The organism is Azoarcus olearius (assembly GCF_001682385.1).
In the GTDB taxonomy this organism is placed as follows: Bacteria; Pseudomonadota; Gammaproteobacteria; order Burkholderiales; family Rhodocyclaceae; genus Azoarcus; species Azoarcus olearius.
Genome location: NZ_CP016210.1, coordinates 4,085,056 through 4,104,057, shown reverse-complemented (window position 1 = coordinate 4,104,057; position 19,002 = coordinate 4,085,056). Strand labels below are relative to the sequence as shown.

The following is a 19,002-nucleotide window of genomic DNA, read 5'->3' as shown; positions in this document are numbered from 1 at the left end:
GGCGGGCGCTCAGCGTCCGGCCCACACCCACTCCACCAAGGCATCCTGCGCCGCCGCGCTGGCCGCTGCCTGGGGGTGATTCACCATCATGACGACGATGTGGCGCTGCCCGCGGGCGTCGGTCACATAGCCCGCCATTGCGCGCACGCCTTCCAGCGTGCCGGTCTTGAGGTGGGCGTAGCCGTTGGCGGGGCTGCCGTTGAGGCGGCGGCGCGCGGTGCCATCCACGCCCGCCACCGGCAGCGCGGCGATGTACTCGGGCATCCAGGGCCGTTGCCACGCGGCCAGCAGCGTTGCGGCCAGGGTGTCGGCGCGCACGCGTTCCAGGCGGGACAGACCGGCGCCGTTTTCGATCACCAGGCCGCTGGTGTCGATGCCGGCCGCCGCGAGCGCGCGCTGGGCCGCGGCCGCGCCGGCCTCAACCGCGTCCCCCGGCTGGTTCATGCCGAGCGTGGCAAGGAGCTGGCGCGCGATGACGTTGCTGGACCACTTGTTCATGTCGCGTATCACGTCGGCCAGCGGCCGCGATTCCTCGTCGAGCAGGATCGTCGCGCTGCCCGGCGTGACCGCCTCGCGCACCGCATTGCCGGCGGTGCCGCCGAGTTCTCCCCACACTGCACCGACCAGCGCCGCCGCATAGGCGGATGGCGCCAGAGGCGCGGCGCTCCAGTTACGGACACCGCATGCCACCGGCAGCGAACCGGACAGAACGAGGCCGCCTGCCGGCGAGAGCGCCGCCTCCAGGCCGCGCTGCCATGGTTCGCAGGCGCCGCTGCCGCCCACCAGCCGGTTCTCGAGCGCGAGGCCCGCCAGCGGCGGCTCCGCCACCACGGTGACCGGGCCGCCGGCTTCGGCGGGAAACAGCGCGAGCTGCAGGGTGTTGTAATGCATCAGCAGGCCGTAGGGGCCGCTGTTGTAGGGGCGCAGCGGGCGGCCGTCGAACAGTGCCGGGTCGTGCGGCGGCAGCGCCAACGCCGACGCATCGAGCACGATGCCGCCGGCGATGTGCTGGACGCCAAGTCCGCGCACCTTGCGCAGCAGGCGGCGAACCCGGTCCTCGTCGAGCATCGGATCGGCGCCGCCGATCAGGAAAAGCTCACCCTCGAGGCGGCCGTTGCGCACTTCCCCGGCGCGTGCGACGCGGGTGTGCCAGGTGTAGGCGGGGCCGAGCTGCGAGAACGCCGCAAACGCGGTCACCAGCTTCATCGTGGAGGCCGGGTTCATCGGGCGCGCGGCATTGTGCGCGAGGGCGGGCGGGCTGCCATCCACCGGCTGCACCCAGGCACTGACGGCTTCGGCGGGGATGCGTGCCGTGTCGAGCGCAGCGGCGACGGCGGGCGGCAGCTCGGCGAAAGCCGGTTGCGCGGTGGCCGCCACAAGCAGCACGGCGAGCCGGCGCAGCAGGCCGGCGGTGGCAGGGCGCCGTGCAACGCCGGCGCCCGTTGCGGGTTGTGCCCGGTAGAATCCGCGCTTCATCGCAAGGGCCGCGGCACCAGGCATGGCAAGGCGGCAGCGGGCGGAAAAGGATAGGTGGGCATGAGCGGCTTCGGACACTACGCGCGGGATGCAATCGAACTGGAGCGGGAAATCGTCAAGCGCGGCATTCTGCTCGACGTCGATTGGGAGGACCACGCCGCGCTGCGCACGATGGCCCATGAAGCGCTGACCTGCACGCCGGAGTGCAACTTGCAGATGCTGCGCGACCCGGATCCGAAGCGGCGGGCCCGCGCCGAGTTGTATGCGTTGGCCTCGCTGATGCTCGAGGTGATGCGGCAGAGCGCCGAGATTGGCGTCCACACCCACGGAGGGCCGGCCTGGAAGGCCTTCGGCAGGGCGCTGATCGAGGAGGCGGAGCGGCTCGGCCCGCGCCCGCCCCCGGCTTGAGGGCGCAGCGGGCCGGCCCGGGTCAGGGAAGCAGGTGTTCGCCCGCGTAGAGCGCCTCGACCGTTTCACGTTCGCGCACGAGATGCACCTGCCCGCCGTCGACCATCACTTCGGCGGCGCGCGGGCGTGTGTTGTAGTTCGAACTCATCGTCATGCCATAGGCGCCGGCCGACAGCAGTGCGACGAGGTCGCCGTCGCGCAGCGCAAGCTCGCGGTCATGGGCGAGGAAGTCGCCGCTTTCACAAATGGGGCCGACGATTTCGTAGCGTTGCCGCGGAGCGTCACTGCGGCAGACGGCCACCGCCTCGTGGTAGGCGTCGTACAGCGCGGGGCGCGCGAGATCGTTCATCGCCGCGTCGACGATTGCGAAGTTCTTTTCCTCGCCGTGCTTGAGGTACTCCACCCGGGTAAGCAGCAGACCGGCGTTGCCGACCAGGGAGCGACCCGGCTCGAAGCAGATCTCTTCGCGGCGGTCGCCGAAGGCGGCCAGCAGCGGTGCGAGGTACGCGGCCACGCTGGGCGGCGTTTCGTCGCGGTAGCGGATGCCGAGGCCGCCGCCGAGGTCGATGTGATCGAGCACGATGCCCTCGGCCGACAACTGGTCGACGAGCCCGAGGACCTTGGCCGTAGCTTCCGCGACGGGCGCGGGATCGAGCAGCTGCGAGCCGATATGGCAGGCGATGCCGCTGATCCGGAGGTGGGGCAGGGTTGCGGCGCGACGGTAGAGTTCGAGCGCTTCGCCGAACGCGACGCCGAACTTGTTGCTCTTCAGCCCGGTGGAGATGTACGGGTGGGTCTTCGGATCCACATCGGGATTGACCCGCAGTGCGATCGGGGCGCGCTGTCCCAGTTCGCCGGCCACCTCGTTCAGCCGCTCCAGCTCGGGGGCCGATTCGACGTTGAAGCAGCGGATTCCGGCGGCAAGGGCCTGGCGCATTTCGGCGCGGCTCTTGCCGACGCCGGAGAACACGACGCGGTCGGCGCGACCACCTGCTGCGATCACGCGCGCCAACTCGCCGCCCGAGACGATGTCAAACCCGGCGCCGAGTTGCGCAAACACCGATAGCACGCCAAGGTTGGAATTCGCCTTTACCGCATAGCACACCAGGCTGCGGCGCCCCGCAAGGGCAGCCTGCCAGTCGCGAAAGGCTGCGGTCAGCGCCGCCCGCGAGTAGACGTAGGTGGGCGTTCCGAAGCGTTCGGCCAGGGTGGCGAGCGGAACCTCTTCCAGCATCAGGCCGGCAGGGCCGTCGGACAGGGAAGGCAGCGGATAGGCGGCGGACGCGGTGGAACTCATTGGGTCGTGGGCGGAGTCGGTTTGATATTATCGGCGCCCCCTTGGGTCTGGGTGGCGGGCGCGGGGCGGGTCTTGGCGGGGTCCGGGTGGTAGAGCGGGCCCTTGATGCCGCAACCGGTGAGCAGCAGCACACCCGCGAGGGCGGCCGCGGGCAGGATGGCACGCATGGCGGTCGGTCAAAAAAACGAAATGCTAACAGAAGGAGTCGGCATGGATGAGTCGGTATTCGAGGCCCTGGCCGAGCGGGAACTGGAGCGCATCGAGGCCGCGCTGGAGGACTGCGGCGCTGAACTCGACATCGAGCGCAAGCCGGGTGGCGTGCTCGAGATCGAGTTCGAGGACGGCACCAAGATGATCATCAACCGCCACGCGATCGCCCGCGAAATCTGGGTGGCGGCGCGCAGCGGCGGATTTCATTTCCGGCCGGAAGGCGGGCGATGGGTATCGACCCGCGACGCCGCGGAAGATCTTTACGCCGTGATCTCCCGCGTGGTGAGCGAGCAGGGCGGCCACCCCGTCGCGCTGGCGCCGTCTAGCGATTGACCGGAACCGGCACCCGTTCGACGACCGGGGCCGGCGCCTGGTGGACCGGGGGCGCGGGCGGGATGGCTTCCTCGGGGGCTTCCAGCGCCGGCGAGCGGTCCGAGAACAGACTGGAGGGCAGGTCTTCGCGCGGGGGCGGCGCGACCGGCTTGTTCTCTTCGTAGATGTAGTCTTCGCGGCTTCCGTCGCCGGCAGGCACCGCCAGCAGCCCGTCCGGCCGTGGTTGCGAGGTCTCGGGGCGGCCCTGCAGCGCGGTCTTCATGTAGTTGATCCAGATCGGGAGCGCCGCTGCGCCGCCGGTTTCGCCCCGGCCCATGTTGCGAGGCTGGCTGAAGCCGACCCAGGCCACGGCTACCAGGTCCGGGTTGTAGCCGCAGAACCAGGCGTCGAGGTAGTCGTTGGTGGTGCCGGTCTTGCCCGCCAGATCGGAACGGTTGAGCGTGCGCGCGCGAGTGGCGGTGCCGCGCCTGACGACGTCCTGCATCATCGAATCCATCAACCAGGCGTTGCGTGGGTCGATCACGCGGGGGGCGCTCTCGCCGGCCACTGGAGGGTCGGTCCGCGCCACCAGACGGCCGTTGCCGTCGTACATTTCCTTCACCACATAGGGTTCGATGCGGTAGCCCCCATTGGCGAACACGGAGTAGGCGGTCGCCATTTCCCACGGGGTCACCGAGCCCGCGCCGAGCGCCATCGTCAGGTAGGGGGGGTGACGCGCGGGGTCGAAGCCGAACCGGCCCACGTAGTCCTGCGCATAGGTCGGCGTGATGTTCTGCAGCAGTCGGATCGACACCATGTTCTTCGAGCGCGCCAGTGCGTCGCGCAGGGTCATCAGGCCATCGAACTTGCCGTCGTAGTTCTTGGGTTCCCAGGCCTGGCTGCCGGTGACGCCCGCAGGGAAATAGAGCGGCGAGTCGTCCACCAGGCTGCCGGGCGCATAGCCGCGTTCGAGCGCCGCCGAGTAGATGAAGGGCTTGAAGCTGGATCCCGGCTGGCGCTGCGCCTGGGTGACGTGGTTGAACTTGTTGCGGTTGAAGTCGAAGCCGCCGATGAGTGCGCGGACGGCGCCGGTATGCGAGTCGACCGAAACGAGCGCCGCCTGCACGTCCGGCAGCTGCACGATCTCCCAGCCCTTGTCGTCGACTTCACGCAGGCGGACGACGGCGCCGGGGCGCAGCCGGCGCGACTGCGGAGCCTTTTCGTACAGCATCGGTTGAACGAACTTGAGGCCGTCGCCGGTGATCGTGAGAGTCTCGCCGTGGCGGTACACCCGCACCTTCTTGGGTGCCGCTTCCACCACGAGACCGACCAGCAAGTCGTCATGATCGCTGAAGTCGGCGAGGAGGTCGTCCAGGGTCTCGGGGTCGCGGCCGGCCGGCAGCTCGACGAAGGCTTCCGGACCGCGGTAGCCGTGGCGGCGGTCGTAGTCCATGACCCCCTTGCGCAAGGCCGCGTAGGCAGCCTCCTGATCGGCGCGGGTCACCGTGGTCACAATCCGGATGCCGAGGTGATACGCGTCCTCACCGAACTGCTCCACGGCGAGCTGGCGCGCCATTTCCGCCACGTAATCCCCGTGCAGCACCGAGGTGTTCTTGGCCGTGCTGGCGGCCGGTGCCGTTTTCGGTGCGTTTGCGGCGACGCGATAGGCCGCTTCGTCGATGAAACCCGCCTCGAGCATCCGCCGCAACACGTACTGCTGGCGCAGCGCTGCCCGCGCCGGGTTGGCGATCGGGTTGTAGGCGGACGGCGCCTTCGGCAAACCGGCAAGCATGGCCGCCTCCGCGAGCGTGATCTGCCCCAGATCCTTGCCGTAGTACGCCCGCGCAGCGGCGGAAAAGCCGTAGGCGCGCTGGCCGAGGTAGATCTGATTGACGTACAGCTCGAGGATCTGATCCTTGGTCAGGCTGCGCTCGATCTTGAGCGCAAGGAGGATCTCGTAGAACTTTCGGTTGAAGGTTTTCTCCCGCGACAGGAAAAAGTTCCGCGCGACCTGCATGGTGATGGTCGAAGCTCCCTGCCCACGTCCGCCGGAAGTAATATTGGCGAGCGCCGCTCGCATGATGCCGATCAGGTCGATGCCGGGATGCTCGTAGAAGCGCTCGTCCTCCGCCGCGAGGATGGCTTGCTTGAGCGCCGGAGGAACCGACTCGATTCGGACCACCGAGCGCCGCTCCTCGCCGAACTCGCCCAGCAGGTGGCCGTCCGCGGTGTAGATCCGCAACGGGATGCGGGGGCGGTAATCGGTAAGGGTCTCGAGCGACGGCAGGTTGGGCCAGGCCAGCAGCGAGATGGCGGCCAGGGTTGCAACGCCGAGAATCACCAGTGCGGTCAGGGCTGCCAGGGGGTAGAGAACCCAGCGCATGGGATTTCCCGAAAGTTGTGTGGGGTCGGCATTATACGGGGCGCCCGCGAGGCATCTTCAAGGCGGCTGTGACCTCATATGACGATAGTGCAGGCTCCCGTTTTGCTTTACAGCCCTCATCGTTGTTGCTAGGATTTGAGAGCCTTATTCAGCATCAGCGCCTAACATAAAGAAATTTAAGGATTTTCTTTGTGATTGATTTCTCCCTGTTCGGTTCCAAGGCGCGCCAGCTCGCAGGTCTCGATATTTCATCTTCATCCGTCAAGCTGGTCGAGTTGTCGGGCGGGGACAAGGAAGGTTACAAAATCGAGCGCTACGCGATCGAACCGCTCCCGCGCGATGCTGTGGTGGACGGCAACATTGCAAACCTCGATGTCGTCAGCGAAGCCGTGCGCCGCGCTTTGCGTCGCTTCGGGGCAGGTGTAAAGAACGTCGCGATGGCGCTCCCTGCGTCGTCGGTCATCACCAAGAAGATCATCCTTCCGGACGGCCTGCGCGAGCAGGAAATGGAACTGCAGGTCGAGTCGGAAGCGAATCAGTACATTCCGTTTGCGCTGGACGAGGTCAACCTGGATTTCCAGGTGATCGGCCCTGCCCCCTCCGGAGCGGGCGAGGTCGAAGTCCTCATCGCCGCTTCCCGCAAGGACAAGGTCGAGGATCGCGTGGCGGCGGCGCAGGCTGCCGGGCTCAAGGCCGTCGTGGTCGATGTCGAGTCGCTCGCGATCGAATCGGCATTCGAGCTGGTAAGCCGGCAGTTCGCGAAGGGGGCTGACGACAAGGTCGTCGCGCTGATCGACATCGGCGCCAGCGTCATGAACGTCACGGTGCTGCGCGGCGGTCAGCAGGTCTATTCCCGCGAGCAGGCCTTTGGCGGCTTCCAGCTCACCCAGGATATCGCCCGCCAGTACGGGATGAGTTTCGAAGAGGCCGAAACGGCCAAACGCTCGGGTGCGCTGCCCGACGACTACGCGCGCGACCTGATGCGACCGTTCATGGACAGCCTGGCGCTCGAAGTGTCCCGCGCGCTGCAGTTCTTCTTCACGTCGACCCAGTTCAATCAGGTGGATTACCTCGTGCTTGCCGGCGGATGTGCTGTCATGCCCGGCCTCGCGGAGGTCGTCGCTGGTCGTACCCAGGTCGAAACCATCATAGCCAACCCCTTTGCAGGCATGACGCTTTCATCGAAGGTGCGCTCCAAGAACCTGCTGGCCGACGCTCCCTCGCTGATGGTGGCTTGCGGCCTCGCCCTGCGGAGATTCGACGCATGATACGGATCAATCTGCTGCCGCATCGCGAAGCGAAGCGGCGTGAGCGCAGGCAGCAGTTCTACGCCATTTCCGGCGCCATGGTCATTGGCGGCCTGGTCGTCGCGCTCGTCGTGCATCTCGTTTATGCAGGCTACATCGAGCGGCAGGAGCGCAAGAATGCCTTCCTGAAGGCGGAGATCGCCAAGCTCGACCAGGAGATTGCGGAGATCAAGCGTCTGCGCGAGCAGATCGACGCCCTGCTTGCCCGCAAGCAGGTGATCGAATCCCTGCAGGGGCGTCGAGCGGAAGCTGTCCATCTCTTCAACGAATTGGCTAAGGCGACGCCGGACGGCGTCTATCTCAAGTCGGTCAAGCAGGTGGGCGGACGTATCACGCTCGTGGGCTATGCGCAGTCGAACGCACGCGTGTCCAGTCTGATGCGCAATCTTGATGAGTCGCCTTTCCTCGAACAGCCTGGTCTGGTGGAAGTGAAAGCCGCCACCGTCAACAATCGCCGGGTCAGTGAGTTTACCTTGGGGATCAGTATCGAGCGGCCCAAGACCGAAGAGCCTCAGGCGGCGAAGCCGGCCGCGAAGCGCAAGGGAGGACGGTCATGAAGGGCCCGAACAAGTTGGGCAGCTTCGACTTCGAGCGTCTGGCACAAGACTTCAAGGGTCTTAACGCCAACGACCCCGGAACTTGGCCGCTCGCGCCGCGGGTCGCCGTGTTCGTGGGTCTCCTGGCCGTCACGCTGGCGGCGGCATGGTGGTTCGACTGGCGTGACCAGGCGCAGACGCTCACGCAGCGCGAGGCTGAAGAGGTTCAGCTGCGGCAGGACTGGGTTTCCAAGAAGAAGCAGGCCATCAGTCTCGACGAGCACAAGCGGCAGCTGGCCGAGATCGACCGGCAGTTTGGCGCTTTGCTCAAGCAGCTTCCGAATCGGGCTGAAATGGACTCGCTTCTGTCCGACATCAACCAGGCGGGGCTGGGGCGCGGACTTCAGTTCGAACTGTTCAAGCCGGGCGCGGATCAGGTGAAGGACTTTTATGCGGAAATGCCGATCGACCTGATCGTGACCGGTGGTTATCACGATCTTGGTGAATTCGCCGCCGACGTGGCGCGGATGCCGCGTATTGTCACCCTGAACAACGTCGCGCTCGAGTCGGCCAAGGACGGCCGTCTCAAGCTGAACGCCAAGGCGATCACCTACCGCTACCTGGACGAGGAAGAACTGGCGCGCAGGCGTCAGGCCGAATCGGCGAAGAACGCGAAGGGGAAGAAGCGATGAGAGCCGTCTGGTTGGCACTGTGCTGCGCCTGCCTGGCCGGCTGTTCCAGCGACCAGGAGAATATTCAGGCGTGGATGGAACACGAGGCCAAGGACATGCAGCCGTCCGTAAAGCCTCTCCCCGAGATCAAGCCGTTCCCGGGCGTGGATTATTCCGCGGCAGCCTTGGTCGAGCCTTTCCTGGCGGCGCGCATCGAGCCGGAAAAGAAGGGTGGCGGCGGGGTACGCCCGGATATGGATCGCCGACGCGAGCCCCTCGAGGCCTTCCCCCTCGAGTCGCTCAAGATGGTCGGCCTGCTGATGCAGGGCAAGGTGGTCCATGCTCTGATCCAGGCCGACAAGAGCTTGTATCAGGTCAAGGTCGGCAATTACATGGGGCAGGACTTCGGAGTGGTCACTTCCATTACCGAAGCCGAGGTGACGCTTAGGGAACTGGTTGAAGACATGAACGGCGATTGGGTTGAGCGTACCAGTACGCTGCAGTTGCAGGAGCGCCCGGAGGGCAGAAAATGAAGAACGGAATCCGTGCGCTGCTGTCCGCGGCGATATTGAGCCTCGTCGTCCCGGTCACGTCGGCCGTGGCGCAGGGCGAGGTGCAGTCGGCCGTCGCCAATCAGATCAAGGCTTTGGAAGTTGCGGAGCAGGGTGGCAGCCTTTACGTCCGGGTGGAAATGAAGGAGGCGCTGAGCGCGCCGCCCGCGAGCTTCAGCGTCGCCAACCCGGCGAGGATCGCCTTCGACTTCCCGGGTACCGCAAACGCGCTGGGACGCAGCGTCCAGGAGATCGGACAGGGGGAATTGCGTTCCGCCAACATCGTGCAGGCGGGGGATCGCACTCGACTGGTCCTCAACCTGGTCAAGATGACGCCTTACCAGGCACGGGTTGATGGCCGGAACGTCATCATTCAGCTCAACCCGATCAGCGAATCCGCCGTGTCGATGACTTCGTCGGCGCAGTCCTTCGCGAATTTCTCGGATTCCCGGGCAAGCGTGGGAGACGGAAACAGCATCCGCGACGTGAATTTCCGCCGTGGAAAGGACGGCGAGGGGCGCGTCATCGTCCAGCTCTCCCATCCCGATACCGGCATCGACATCCGCCAGCAAGGTGGGAAGCTGATCGTCGACCTCCTCAAGACGTCGCTGCCCGAGCATCTGCGTCGCCGCGCCGACGTGACCGACTTTGCGACGCCGGTGACCTCGGTGGAGTCCCAGCAGCAGGGCGACAAGGTCCGGCTGGTGATCACGCCGACCGGGCAGTGGGAGCATAACGCCTACCAGAGCGACAACCAGTTTGTGGTCGAGGTCAAACGCGTGGTCGACGATCCGACCAAGCTGGTGCAGCGCGGCCAGTATCAGGGCGAAAAGCTCTCGCTGAACTTCCAGAACATCGACGTGCGCTCGGTGCTGCAGGTCATTGCGGACTTCACCAACTTCAACATCATTACGTCCGACACGGTACAGGGCAACCTGACGCTGCGTCTGAAGGATGTGCCGTGGGATCAGGCGCTGGATATCATCCTTCAGGCCAAGGGTCTGGACATGCGCAAGAACGGCAACGTGATCTGGATTGCGCCGGGTGAGGAGTTGGCCACCCGTGAGAAGCTGCAACTCGAAGCCAAGGCCCAGATCGGTGATCTGGAGCCCCTGCAGACCGAGAGCTTCCAGGTGAACTATCACAAGGCCAAAGAGATTTTCGACTTCCTCAAGAACAAGGACCAGTCGATTCTCTCCAAACGCGGCTCGGTGGTGGTGGACGAGCGCAGCAACAAGCTGTTCGTGACCGACGTTGCGGCCCGTCTGGGTTCGCTGCGTCGCTTGATCAATGAAATCGATGTCGCGCCGCGGCAGGTGTTGATCGAGGCGCGGATCGTCGAGGCGAGCAAGGAATTCGCCCGCGACCTCGGCGTCCGCCTTGGCTATGGCGATGCCAAGGACAAGAGCCTGGGTGGCGGTGCAAAGCTGGGGTTCGGCTCATCCGAGTTCGTCAGCTCCACGACCACGGCTGGAACGGTGGATTTCCAGCGCAATGTGGGCGAGTCGGCCACCAGCGGCTCCGGCTTCCTTCCCACCGGTTTCGGCAGTCTCAACCTTACGCTGTTCAACAGCAGCCTGACCCGCTTCCTGAACCTCGAATTGGCGGCGCTCGAATCCGACGGTCGCGGTCGTGTGGTCTCCAGCCCCCGCGTGCTGACGGCCAACCAGGTGGAGGCGTCGATCGAGCAGGGTACGGAAGTGCCTTACCTGCAGGCGTCGAGTTCGGGTGCGACCAACGTGGCGTTCAAGAAGGCCGTGTTGTCGCTCAAGGTCAAGCCGCAGATCACGCCCGACGGCCGGCTGCAGTTGTCGATCGAGGTCAACAAGGATCGCCCGCTGTTCGAGTCGGCTGTGCTCAACGTCCCTCCGATCGAAACCAAGAACGTCAAGAGCGAGGTTCTGATCGACAACGGCGGCACGGTGGTGATCGGTGGGATCTATGAAGAGGAAGAAACCAATAACGAAGACCGGGTGCCTATCCTGGGCGAACTACCCGTGGTCGGCTTCCTGTTCCGCACCCGCAGCAAGATTTCGAACCGCAAGGAACTTCTCGTGTTCATTACGCCGAAGATCGTGTCGGACAGCCTGACGCTGCGGTAAGCGACACGCTGCTGCTACAATCCGGGGGCGGCCGCCTGAAGAGGGGCCGCCCCGTGCTTTTAGGAACTCCCGGCGAGTGCATGTGAGCTGCTTGATACTGATCGGCATGATGGGCGCCGGAAAGACCACGGTCGGACGGGAACTCGCGAAACGCCGCGGCATGCGCTTCGTCGACTGCGATCACGAAATCGTTGCCCGCACTGGCGTCAGCATCCCGACCATCTTCGAGATCGAGGGCGAGGCCGGCTTCCGCAGGCGCGAGGCGCAGACCATTGACGAGCTGACGCGTGAAGGCGAGTTGATCCTCGCGACCGGTGGGGGCGTCGTGCTCGACCCGGCCAATCGTGCGCTTCTCGCTCAGCGCGGAATCGTTGTCTATCTCAACGTGCCGCCCCACATCCTGTGGGAACGCACCCGCCACGACCGGAACCGCCCCTTGCTGCAGGTCGAGAATCCGCGGCAGCGAATCGAGCAATTGCACAAGGAGCGCGATCCGCTCTACCGCGAAGTTGCGGACATCATTGTGGATGGGGGCAGGGGGAACCCTGGCGCCATGGTCCGGCAGATTGAAAAAGCCCTGTCGTCGGTGAAGAAGCCCATATGCGAACACTGAACGTTGCGCTTGGCGACCGTAGTTATCCGATTCACATCGGTGCAGGCCTGCTGGCGCGACCCGAACTGATCGTGCCGCTGCTGCGCACGCCGCGGGTTGCCATCGTCACGAACACCGTCGTAGGACCGCTGTATCTCGAGCGCCTCACCGCCGGACTGGAATCCCACGGTATTGCCGTGTCCACCGTAGTGCTTCCGGACGGAGAGGCGCACAAGGACTGGACCACGCTCAACCGCATCTTCGACATGCTGCTGGAGTCACGCTGCGAGCGTTCGACCACGCTGCTCGCGCTCGGCGGTGGTGTCGTTGGGGATATGGGCGGCTTTGCGGCTGCCACCTATCAGCGCGGCATGCCCTTCATGCAGATTCCGACTACCCTGCTGTCGCAGGTCGATTCTTCAGTCGGGGGGAAGACCGCGATCAATCATCCGCTCGGCAAGAACATGATCGGCGCGTTCTACCAGCCCCGTCTGGTCCTGGCCGACATCGAGGTATTGAATACCTTGCCCGATCGCGAGCTTTCCGCGGGTCTGGCCGAGGTTATCAAGTACGGCCTGATTCGCGACCCCGCGTTCTACGCGTGGCTTGAGGAGAACATCGAGCGCCTGCGGGCGCGCGACCCTGAGGCGCTTGCCTATGCGATCGAGCGCTCATGCCGCAACAAGGCGGAGGTCGTGGCCGCGGACGAGACGGAGCAAGGGGAGCGTGCCTTGCTCAACCTCGGCCACACGTTCGGCCACGCCATCGAAACGGGCATGGGTTACGGTGAATGGCTGCACGGGGAGGCGGTTGCGGCCGGCACCATGATGGCCGCGGAGCTGTCCCGGGCGCTTGGCTGGCTGACGGACGACGACGTGAATCGCATCGAAGCGCTGTTCGTGCGTGCCGGTCTTCCGGTGCGTGCGCCGGCGCTGGGCATCGAACGCTATCTGGAACTGATGGCTCACGACAAGAAGGTCGAGTCCGGCCGGCTGCGGCTGGTTCTGCTGGCGTCCATCGGCAAGGCGCTGATGTTCGGGGATGCCAATGCCGGCGAAATCGGTGCGGCGATTTCCCGCCGCTGCGAGTGAAGGACGCCGTGGAACTGGCTAGCTATGCGGTCAGCGAGGCGGTTTCTCGCGGGCGGGTGCATCCCGAGGCGGCTCCCCGCGAACGTGGCGAGTTCCAGCGCGACCGTGACCGTATCGTGCATTCCACGGCGTTTCGCCGCCTCGAGTACAAGACCCAGGTCTTCGTCAATCATGAAGGCGACCTGTTCCGCACCCGGCTGACCCACACGATCGAGGTCGCCCAGCTCACTCGCAGCCTCGCGCGTGCGCTTGGGCTCAACGAAGACCTCGCGGAGGCGATCGCGCTCGCCCACGATCTCGGGCATACGCCTTTCGGTCATGCCGGCCAGGATGCGTTGCACGCCTGCATGAAGGACTACGGCGGCTTCGAGCACAACCTGCAGTCGCTGCGGACGGTGGAATTGCTGGAAGACCGCTACGCCGCGTTCGACGGACTCAACCTGCTGTTCGAAACCCGGGAAGGGATCCTCAAGCACTGTTCCCGGCCCAATGCGGAAAAGCTCGGCGAACTCGGCGCGCGCTTCCTCAATGGCACCCAACCGTCGCTCGAGGCGCAACTGGCCAATCTCGCCGACGAGATCGCCTACAGCAATCACGATGTAGATGACGGGCTCCGCTCCGGCTTGATCACGCTGGAGCAACTGGACAGCATCGACGTTTTCGCCGAGCACCGGCGCGCGGTCCAGTTCCGCTGGCCGGGGCTTGCGGGGCGCAAGCTGATCAGCGAAACCGTGCGCAGCATGGTGAATGCGATGGCGCTCGACCTGATCGCGCAGACGCGGGCGAACATTGCCGATGCGGGCGTCCGCACGGTGGACGATGTGCGGGCCGGCCCCAGGCTGGTGGCGTATTCGTCCAGTTTGCAGCCGCGCCTGCGCGCGCTGAAGGGTTTTCTGCGCGAAAACCTCTACTGGCACTATCAGGTGCTGCGCATGACGGACAAGGCGCGCCGGATCATCGGTGACCTCTTTGGCGCCTTCATGGCCGATCCGCGCCTGCTGCCGCCGCAGTACCAGGAAAAGGCGCGGACGGACAAGCCGCGCGCCATCGCTGACTACATCGCCGGCATGACCGACCGCTACGCCATGAAAGAGCATCGCAGGCTCTTCGCGGTGGGCGAAATCCATTGAATCATCATAGTGTTACCGCAGTGCAAAAACCTCTTGAATCGAAAGATTCGGGGGGGTATATTCGATGATCCGTTTGTTGTGTTCGTAGCGATCGCGCAACCGTAAGTCGATCGTGCAGAGCCGGCGTGCCTTTGCGCCCGGCTTTTTTGTGTCCGCACGTCCTGCGTGCGGCTTTGGCAAGCGACGAGTATTCAACCACTTGCGTCGCCAACCTGCGCCGGAACCCTAGCCGGCGCGCGAGTTGTTTCGAGGAAGAACGAGATGGATCTCCCCCAGAAGCAGGGTTTGTACGACCCGGCCAACGAACACGATGCCTGTGGTGTGGGCTTCATCGCCCACATCAAGGGCCAGAAGAATCACGATATCGTCCTGCAGGGCCTCGAGATCCTGAAAAACCTGGACCACCGGGGTGCGGTGGGTGCCGATCCGCTGCAGGGCGACGGTGCGGGCATCCTCATCCAGCTTCCCGACGCGCTCTATCGCGAAGAAATGGCCAAGCAGGGCGTCACCCTGCCGTCGCCGGGCAACTACGGCGTGGGCATGGTCTTCATGCCCAAGGAGCAGGCTTCGCGCATCGCCTGTGAAGAGGAAATGGAACGCGCCGCGCGCGCCGAAGGCCTGGCCGTGCTCGGCTGGCGCGACGTGCCGGTCAATCCCGACATGCCGATGTCGCCGACGGTCAAGGCCAAGGAGCCGGTGATCCGCCAGTTCTTCGTCGGCCGCGGTCCCGACATCATGGTCACCGAAGCGCTCGAACGTAAGCTCTACGTCGCCCGCCGTCGTGCCGCCAATGCCATCAACGCGCTCAACCTCAAGCACGGCCAGGAGTTCTACGTCGTGTCGATGTCGGCGCGCACCGTCAACTACAAGGGCCTGCTGCTCGCCACCCAGGTCGGCGAGTACTACCTCGACCTTGTCGACCCGCGCACCGTGTCGGCGCTCGCACTGGTGCACCAGCGCTTCTCGACCAACACCTTCCCGAAGTGGAACCTGGCGCACCCGTTCCGCTACATCGCGCACAACGGCGAGATCAACACCGTCCGCGGCAACTACAACTGGATGCGCGCGCGCGAAAAGGGCGTGCATTCGCCGCTGCTCGGCGATGATCTGCAGAAGATCTGGCCGCTGATCTATCCGGGCCAGTCCGACTCCGCTGCATTCGACAACGCGCTCGAACTGCTGGTGATGAGCGGTTATTCCATGGCCCACGCGGTGATGATGATGATCCCGGAAGCCTGGGAATCGCACACCCAGATGGACGAGAAGCGCCGCGCCTTCTACGAATACCACGCCGCCATGATGGAGCCGTGGGACGGCCCGGCCGCGGTCGCGTTCACCGACGGCCGCCAGATCGGCGCCACGCTGGACCGCAACGGCCTGCGCCCGGCGCGCTATCTCGTCACCGACGACGACTACGTGGTGATGGCGTCCGAATCCGGCGTGCTGCCGATCCCCGACAGCAAGATCGTCAAGAAGTGGCGCCTGCAGCCCGGCAAGATGTTCCTGATCGACATGGAACAGGGCCGCATCATCGACGACAAGGAAATCAAGGACAGCCTGGCGGCGGTCAAGCCCTATACCGACTGGCTGGCCCGCATCAACATCAAGCTGGACGGCCTCGAAGCGCCGGCGGATGCCGCCGCGCCCGAATGCGCCGCGCCCATGCTCGATCGCCAGCAGGCCTTCGGCTACACCCAGGAAGACATCAAGTTCATCCTCGAGCCGATGGGCAAGTCGGGCGAGGAAGGCACCGGCTCGATGGGCAACGATTCGCCGCTGGCGGTGCTGTCGTCCAAGGAAAAGCCGCTCTACAACTACTTCCGCCAGCTCTTCGCGCAGGTCACCAACCCGCCGATCGACCCGATCCGCGAGCAACTGGTGATGTCGCTGGTGTCCTTCATCGGTCCCAAGCCCAACCTGCTCGAGATCAACGAGATCAACCCGCCGTTCCGCCTCGAAGTCACCCAGCCGGTGCTGGACTTCGGCGACATGGCGAAGATCCGCAACATCGCCCAGTACACCAAGAACAAGTTCCGCTCGGCCGAACTGGACATCTGCTATCCGGTGGCCTGGGGCAAGGAAGGCGTCGAGGCGCGCCTGGCCTCGCTGTGTGCCGACGCTGAAAGCGCGGTGCTCGGCGGCTACAGCATCCTCATCGTCTCCGACCGCAAGGTCGACGCCGACAACGTCGCCATCCCGGCGCTGCTGGCACTGTCCGCCATCCACCAGCACCTGGTCACCAAGGGCCTGCGCACCCGCGCCGGCCTGGTGGTGGAAACCGGCTCCGCGCGTGAAACCCACCACTTCGCGGTGCTCGCCGGCTATGGCGCCGAGGCGGTCCATCCCTACCTCGCGCTGGAAACCCTGCAAACCATGGCGGGTGGCGGCGAAGCGGGCGAGAAGTACATCAAGCACTTCGTCAAGGGCGTGGGCAAGGGCCTGATGAAGGTCATGTCCAAGATGGGCATCTCGACCTACATGTCCTACACCGGCGCGCAGATCTTCGAAGCCGTCGGCCTGCAGCAGGCGCTGTGCGACCGCTACTTCACCGGCACCACCAGCCAGGTGGAAGGCATCGGCGTGTTCGACGTGATGGAAGAGACCATCCGCCTGCACAAGAAGGCCTTCAGCCCCGATCCGGTGCTGGCCACCATGCTCGACGCCGGCGGCGAGTACGCCTTCCGTGTCCGCGGTGAAGAGCACATGTGGACCCCGGATGCGATCGCCAAGCTGCAGCACTCGACCCGCTCCGGCAAGTTCGACACCTACAAGGAATACGCCCGCATCATCAACGACCAGTCCAAGCGCCACATGACGCTGCGCGGCCTGTTCGAGATCAAGCCGGCGGGTCCCCCGGTGGCCCTCGACGAAGTCGAGTCGGCCAAGGAGATCGTCAAGCGCTTCGCCACCGGCGCGATGTCGCTCGGCTCGATCTCCACCGAAGCCCACACCACGCTCGCGATCGCGATGAACCGCATCGGCGGCAAGTCGAACACCGGCGAGGGCGGCGAAGATCCGATGCGCTTCAAGCCGATCACCCAGGCGATGAAGCTGTCGCAGATCATCGGCGAGAGCCGTGTCGAGCGCGACATCGAGCTCGCCGCCGGCGATTCGCTGCGCTCCTCGATCAAGCAGGTCGCCTCGGGCCGTTTCGGCGTCACCACCGAGTACCTGGTCAATGCCGACCAGATCCAGATCAAGATGGCGCAGGGCGCCAAGCCGGGCGAAGGCGGCCAGCTGCCGGGTCACAAGGTGTCCGAGTACATCGGCTACCTGCGTCACTCGGTGCCGGGCGTCGGCCTGATCTCGCCGCCGCCGCACCACGACATCTACTCGATCGAGGATCTGGCCCAGCTGATCCACGACCTGAAGAACGCCAACCGCAACGCGGACATCTCGGTCAAGCTGGTGTCGGAAATCGGCATCGGCACCGTGGCAGCGGGTGTGGCCAAGGCCAAGGCCGACCACATCGTGGTTGCCGGCCATGACGGCGGCACCGGCGCTTCGCCGTGGTCGTCGATCAAGCACGCCGGTTCGCCGTGGGAACTCGGCCTGGCCGAAACCCAGCAGACCCTGGTGCTCAACCGCCTGCGTTCGCGCATCCGCCTGCAGGTCGATGGCCAGATCAAGACCGGCCGCGACGTCGTCGTCGGCGCGCTGCTCGGCGCCGACGAGTTCGGCTTCGCTACCGCGCCGCTGGTCGTCGAAGGCTGCATCATGATGCGCAAGTGCCACCTCAACACCTGCCCGGTGGGCGTGGCCACGCAGGATCCCGAGCTGCGCAAGCGCTTCTCCGGCCAGCCGGAGCACGTGGTCAACTTCTTCTTCTTCATCGCCGAAGAAGTGCGCGAACTGATGGCCCAGCTCGGCATCCGCAAGTTCGACGACCTTATCGGCCGCGCCGACCTGCTCGACATGAAGAAGGGCATCGAGCACTGGAAGGCCAAGGGGCTGGACTACTCGCGCGTGTTCTACCGCCCGAACGTGCCGGCCAGCGTGCCGCGCCTGCACACCGAGTTCCAGGATCACGGCCTCGAGAAAGCGCTCGACAACCAGCTCATCGGGCTGGCCAAACCCGCGTTGGAGAAGGGCGAGAAGGTCGAGATCGACCTGCCGGTGCGCAACATCAACCGTACCGTCGGCACCATGCTGGCTGGTGAAGTGGCGCGCCGCTACGGCCACGCCGGTCTGCCGACCGACACCATCCACGTCAAGCTCACCGGCACCGCCGGCCAGGCTTTCGGCGCCTTCCTGGCCCGCGGCGTGACGCTGGAGCTGGTCGGTGAAGGCAACGACTACGTCGGCAAGGGCCTGTCGGGCGGCCGCATCATCGTCCGTCCGCAGAGCGAGTTCCGTGGCAACACTGGCGAGAACATCATCGTCGGCAACACCGTGCTCTACGGCGCGACCGAAGGCGAGGTCTACTTCGCCGGCGTCGGCGGCGAGCGCTTCGCGGTGCGCAACTCCGGCGCCACCGCGGTGGTGGAAGGCGTGGGCGATCACGGCTGCGAGTACATGACCGGCGGTACCGTGGTCGTGCTCGGCCAGACCGGCCGCAACTTTGCCGCCGGCATGTCGGGTGGTGTGGCCTACGTGCTGGATGAGGACGGCAGCTTCGGCGGCCGCTGCAACATGGCCCAGGTCGCGCTCGAGCCGCTGCCGGAAGAGGTCGAAGCCCGCAAGGGTTCCGAGTCCGGCGACGAACTCGAATCGCACGGCCGGGTGGATATCGACCACCTCACCATGGGCGACGAACTCATCCTCAAGGGTCTGATCGAGCGCCATGCCCGCTTCACCGGCAGCGCCCGCGCCCGCGAGATCATCGACAACTGGAGCACCTGGCGGACGAAGTTCGTCAAGGTGATGCCGCACGAATACCGTCGCGCGCTGGCCGAAATGGCCGAGCAGCGCCAGCAGCAACTGGAGGCCGCGTAAG

General features: G+C 65.4%; 15 protein-coding genes. 11 read left to right on the top strand and 4 right to left on the bottom strand.

What is annotated here, in order from left to right; genetic code table 11:
* Nucleotides 1–9: 9 nt before the first annotated feature.
* Nucleotides 10–1,476, bottom strand: coding sequence for a D-alanyl-D-alanine carboxypeptidase/D-alanyl-D-alanine endopeptidase (gene dacB, locus dqs_RS18745; protein ID WP_084018692.1), 1,467 nt, complete (start codon nt 1,474–1,476; stop codon nt 10–12).
* 60 nt (nt 1,477–1,536) lie between these two features.
* On the opposite strand from dacB, the gene dqs_RS18740 reads away from it, so the two are divergent.
* A complete protein-coding gene (locus dqs_RS18740; protein ID WP_011767377.1) occupies nt 1,537–1,884 on the top strand; it encodes a hypothetical protein in 348 nt (115 codons plus the stop codon).
* Between the two features lie 22 nt (nt 1,885–1,906).
* On the opposite strand, the gene lysA is transcribed toward dqs_RS18740, so the two are convergent.
* Nucleotides 1,907–3,181: a diaminopimelate decarboxylase gene (gene lysA, locus dqs_RS18735; RefSeq protein WP_065341398.1), complete on the bottom strand. Its 1,275-nt coding sequence runs from the start codon at nt 3,179–3,181 to the stop codon at nt 1,907–1,909.
* Nucleotides 3,178–3,348: an LPS translocon maturation chaperone LptM gene (lptM, locus tag dqs_RS20580; protein WP_011767375.1), complete on the bottom strand. Its 171-nt coding sequence runs from the start codon at nt 3,346–3,348 to the stop codon at nt 3,178–3,180. Before lptM ends, lysA begins: the two co-directional genes overlap by 4 nt.
* A gap of 43 nt (nt 3,349–3,391) precedes the next feature.
* Here lptM and cyaY point away from each other — a divergent pair, with 43 nt between their 5' ends.
* The gene (gene cyaY, locus dqs_RS18730; RefSeq protein ID WP_065341397.1) at nt 3,392–3,724 is read left to right on the top strand and encodes an iron donor protein CyaY; all 333 of its coding nucleotides are present in this window, start codon (nt 3,392–3,394) and stop codon (nt 3,722–3,724) included.
* Here the strand turns inward: cyaY and dqs_RS18725 are convergent.
* The gene (locus tag dqs_RS18725; RefSeq protein WP_065341396.1) at nt 3,714–6,086 is read right to left on the bottom strand and encodes a penicillin-binding protein 1A; all 2,373 of its coding nucleotides are present in this window, start codon (nt 6,084–6,086) and stop codon (nt 3,714–3,716) included. The genes cyaY and dqs_RS18725 overlap by 11 nt on opposite strands.
* 191 nt (nt 6,087–6,277) lie before the next feature.
* Between dqs_RS18725 and dqs_RS18720 the strand changes: the two genes are divergently transcribed.
* From dqs_RS18720 to gltB, 9 genes are all read left to right on the top strand, one after another.
* Nucleotides 6,278–7,354 (top strand): pilus assembly protein PilM, encoded by a 1,077-nt coding sequence (locus dqs_RS18720; protein ID WP_065341395.1) that lies wholly within the window; start codon nt 6,278–6,280, stop codon nt 7,352–7,354.
* Nucleotides 7,351–7,950, top strand: a complete 600-nt coding sequence (locus dqs_RS18715) for a PilN domain-containing protein (protein ID WP_065341394.1) — start codon at nt 7,351–7,353, stop codon at nt 7,948–7,950. Before dqs_RS18720 ends, dqs_RS18715 begins: the two co-directional genes overlap by 4 nt.
* Nucleotides 7,947–8,621, top strand: a complete 675-nt coding sequence (locus dqs_RS18710) for a type IV pilus inner membrane component PilO (protein WP_065341393.1) — start codon at nt 7,947–7,949, stop codon at nt 8,619–8,621. The genes dqs_RS18715 and dqs_RS18710 overlap by 4 nt, the downstream gene beginning before the upstream one ends.
* Nucleotides 8,618–9,133, top strand: a complete 516-nt coding sequence (locus tag dqs_RS18705) for a pilus assembly protein PilP (RefSeq protein ID WP_065341392.1) — start codon at nt 8,618–8,620, stop codon at nt 9,131–9,133. The genes dqs_RS18710 and dqs_RS18705 overlap by 4 nt, the downstream gene beginning before the upstream one ends.
* On the top strand, nt 9,130–11,253 hold the full coding sequence (pilQ, locus tag dqs_RS18700; RefSeq protein ID WP_065341391.1) for a type IV pilus secretin PilQ: 2,124 nt from the start codon (nt 9,130–9,132) through the stop codon (nt 11,251–11,253). Before dqs_RS18705 ends, pilQ begins: the two co-directional genes overlap by 4 nt.
* 82 nt (nt 11,254–11,335) lie before the next feature.
* A complete protein-coding gene (locus tag dqs_RS18695) occupies nt 11,336–11,866 on the top strand; it encodes a shikimate kinase (protein ID WP_041642861.1) in 531 nt (176 codons plus the stop codon).
* A complete protein-coding gene (gene aroB / locus dqs_RS18690) occupies nt 11,854–12,936 on the top strand; it encodes a 3-dehydroquinate synthase (protein WP_065341390.1) in 1,083 nt (360 codons plus the stop codon). Before dqs_RS18695 ends, aroB begins: the two co-directional genes overlap by 13 nt.
* On the top strand, nt 12,927–14,066 hold the full coding sequence (locus tag dqs_RS18685) for a deoxyguanosinetriphosphate triphosphohydrolase (protein ID WP_179948035.1): 1,140 nt from the start codon (nt 12,927–12,929) through the stop codon (nt 14,064–14,066). The genes aroB and dqs_RS18685 overlap by 10 nt, the downstream gene beginning before the upstream one ends.
* A 261-nt stretch (nt 14,067–14,327) precedes the next feature.
* Entirely contained in the window at nt 14,328–19,001 is a 4,674-nt protein-coding gene (gltB, locus tag dqs_RS18680) for a glutamate synthase large subunit (RefSeq protein WP_065341389.1), read from the top strand.
* The last annotated feature ends 1 nt before the right edge of the window (nt 19,002 follow it).

Excerpts from the sequence above, each read along its gene's own strand:
- lysA (WP_065341398.1), bottom strand. The coding sequence starts at position 3,181 with ATGAGTTCCACCGCGTCCGCCGCCTATCCGCTGCCTTCCCTGTCCGAC.
- cyaY (WP_065341397.1), top strand. The coding sequence starts at position 3,392 with ATGGATGAGTCGGTATTCGAGGCCCTGGCCGAGCGGGAACTGGAGCGC.
- lptM (WP_011767375.1), bottom strand. The coding sequence starts at position 3,348 with ATGCGTGCCATCCTGCCCGCGGCCGCCCTCGCGGGTGTGCTGCTGCTC.
- aroB (WP_065341390.1), top strand. The coding sequence starts at position 11,854 with ATGCGAACACTGAACGTTGCGCTTGGCGACCGTAGTTATCCGATTCAC.
- gltB (WP_065341389.1), top strand. The coding sequence starts at position 14,328 with ATGGATCTCCCCCAGAAGCAGGGTTTGTACGACCCGGCCAACGAACAC.
- dqs_RS18740 (WP_011767377.1), top strand. The coding sequence starts at position 1,537 with ATGAGCGGCTTCGGACACTACGCGCGGGATGCAATCGAACTGGAGCGG.
- dqs_RS18715 (WP_065341394.1), top strand. The coding sequence starts at position 7,351 with ATGATACGGATCAATCTGCTGCCGCATCGCGAAGCGAAGCGGCGTGAG.
- pilQ (WP_065341391.1), top strand. The coding sequence starts at position 9,130 with ATGAAGAACGGAATCCGTGCGCTGCTGTCCGCGGCGATATTGAGCCTC.
- dqs_RS18705 (WP_065341392.1), top strand. The coding sequence starts at position 8,618 with ATGAGAGCCGTCTGGTTGGCACTGTGCTGCGCCTGCCTGGCCGGCTGT.
- dqs_RS18710 (WP_065341393.1), top strand. The coding sequence starts at position 7,947 with ATGAAGGGCCCGAACAAGTTGGGCAGCTTCGACTTCGAGCGTCTGGCA.
- dqs_RS18725 (WP_065341396.1), bottom strand. The coding sequence starts at position 6,086 with ATGCGCTGGGTTCTCTACCCCCTGGCAGCCCTGACCGCACTGGTGATT.
- dacB (WP_084018692.1), bottom strand. The coding sequence starts at position 1,476 with ATGAAGCGCGGATTCTACCGGGCACAACCCGCAACGGGCGCCGGCGTT.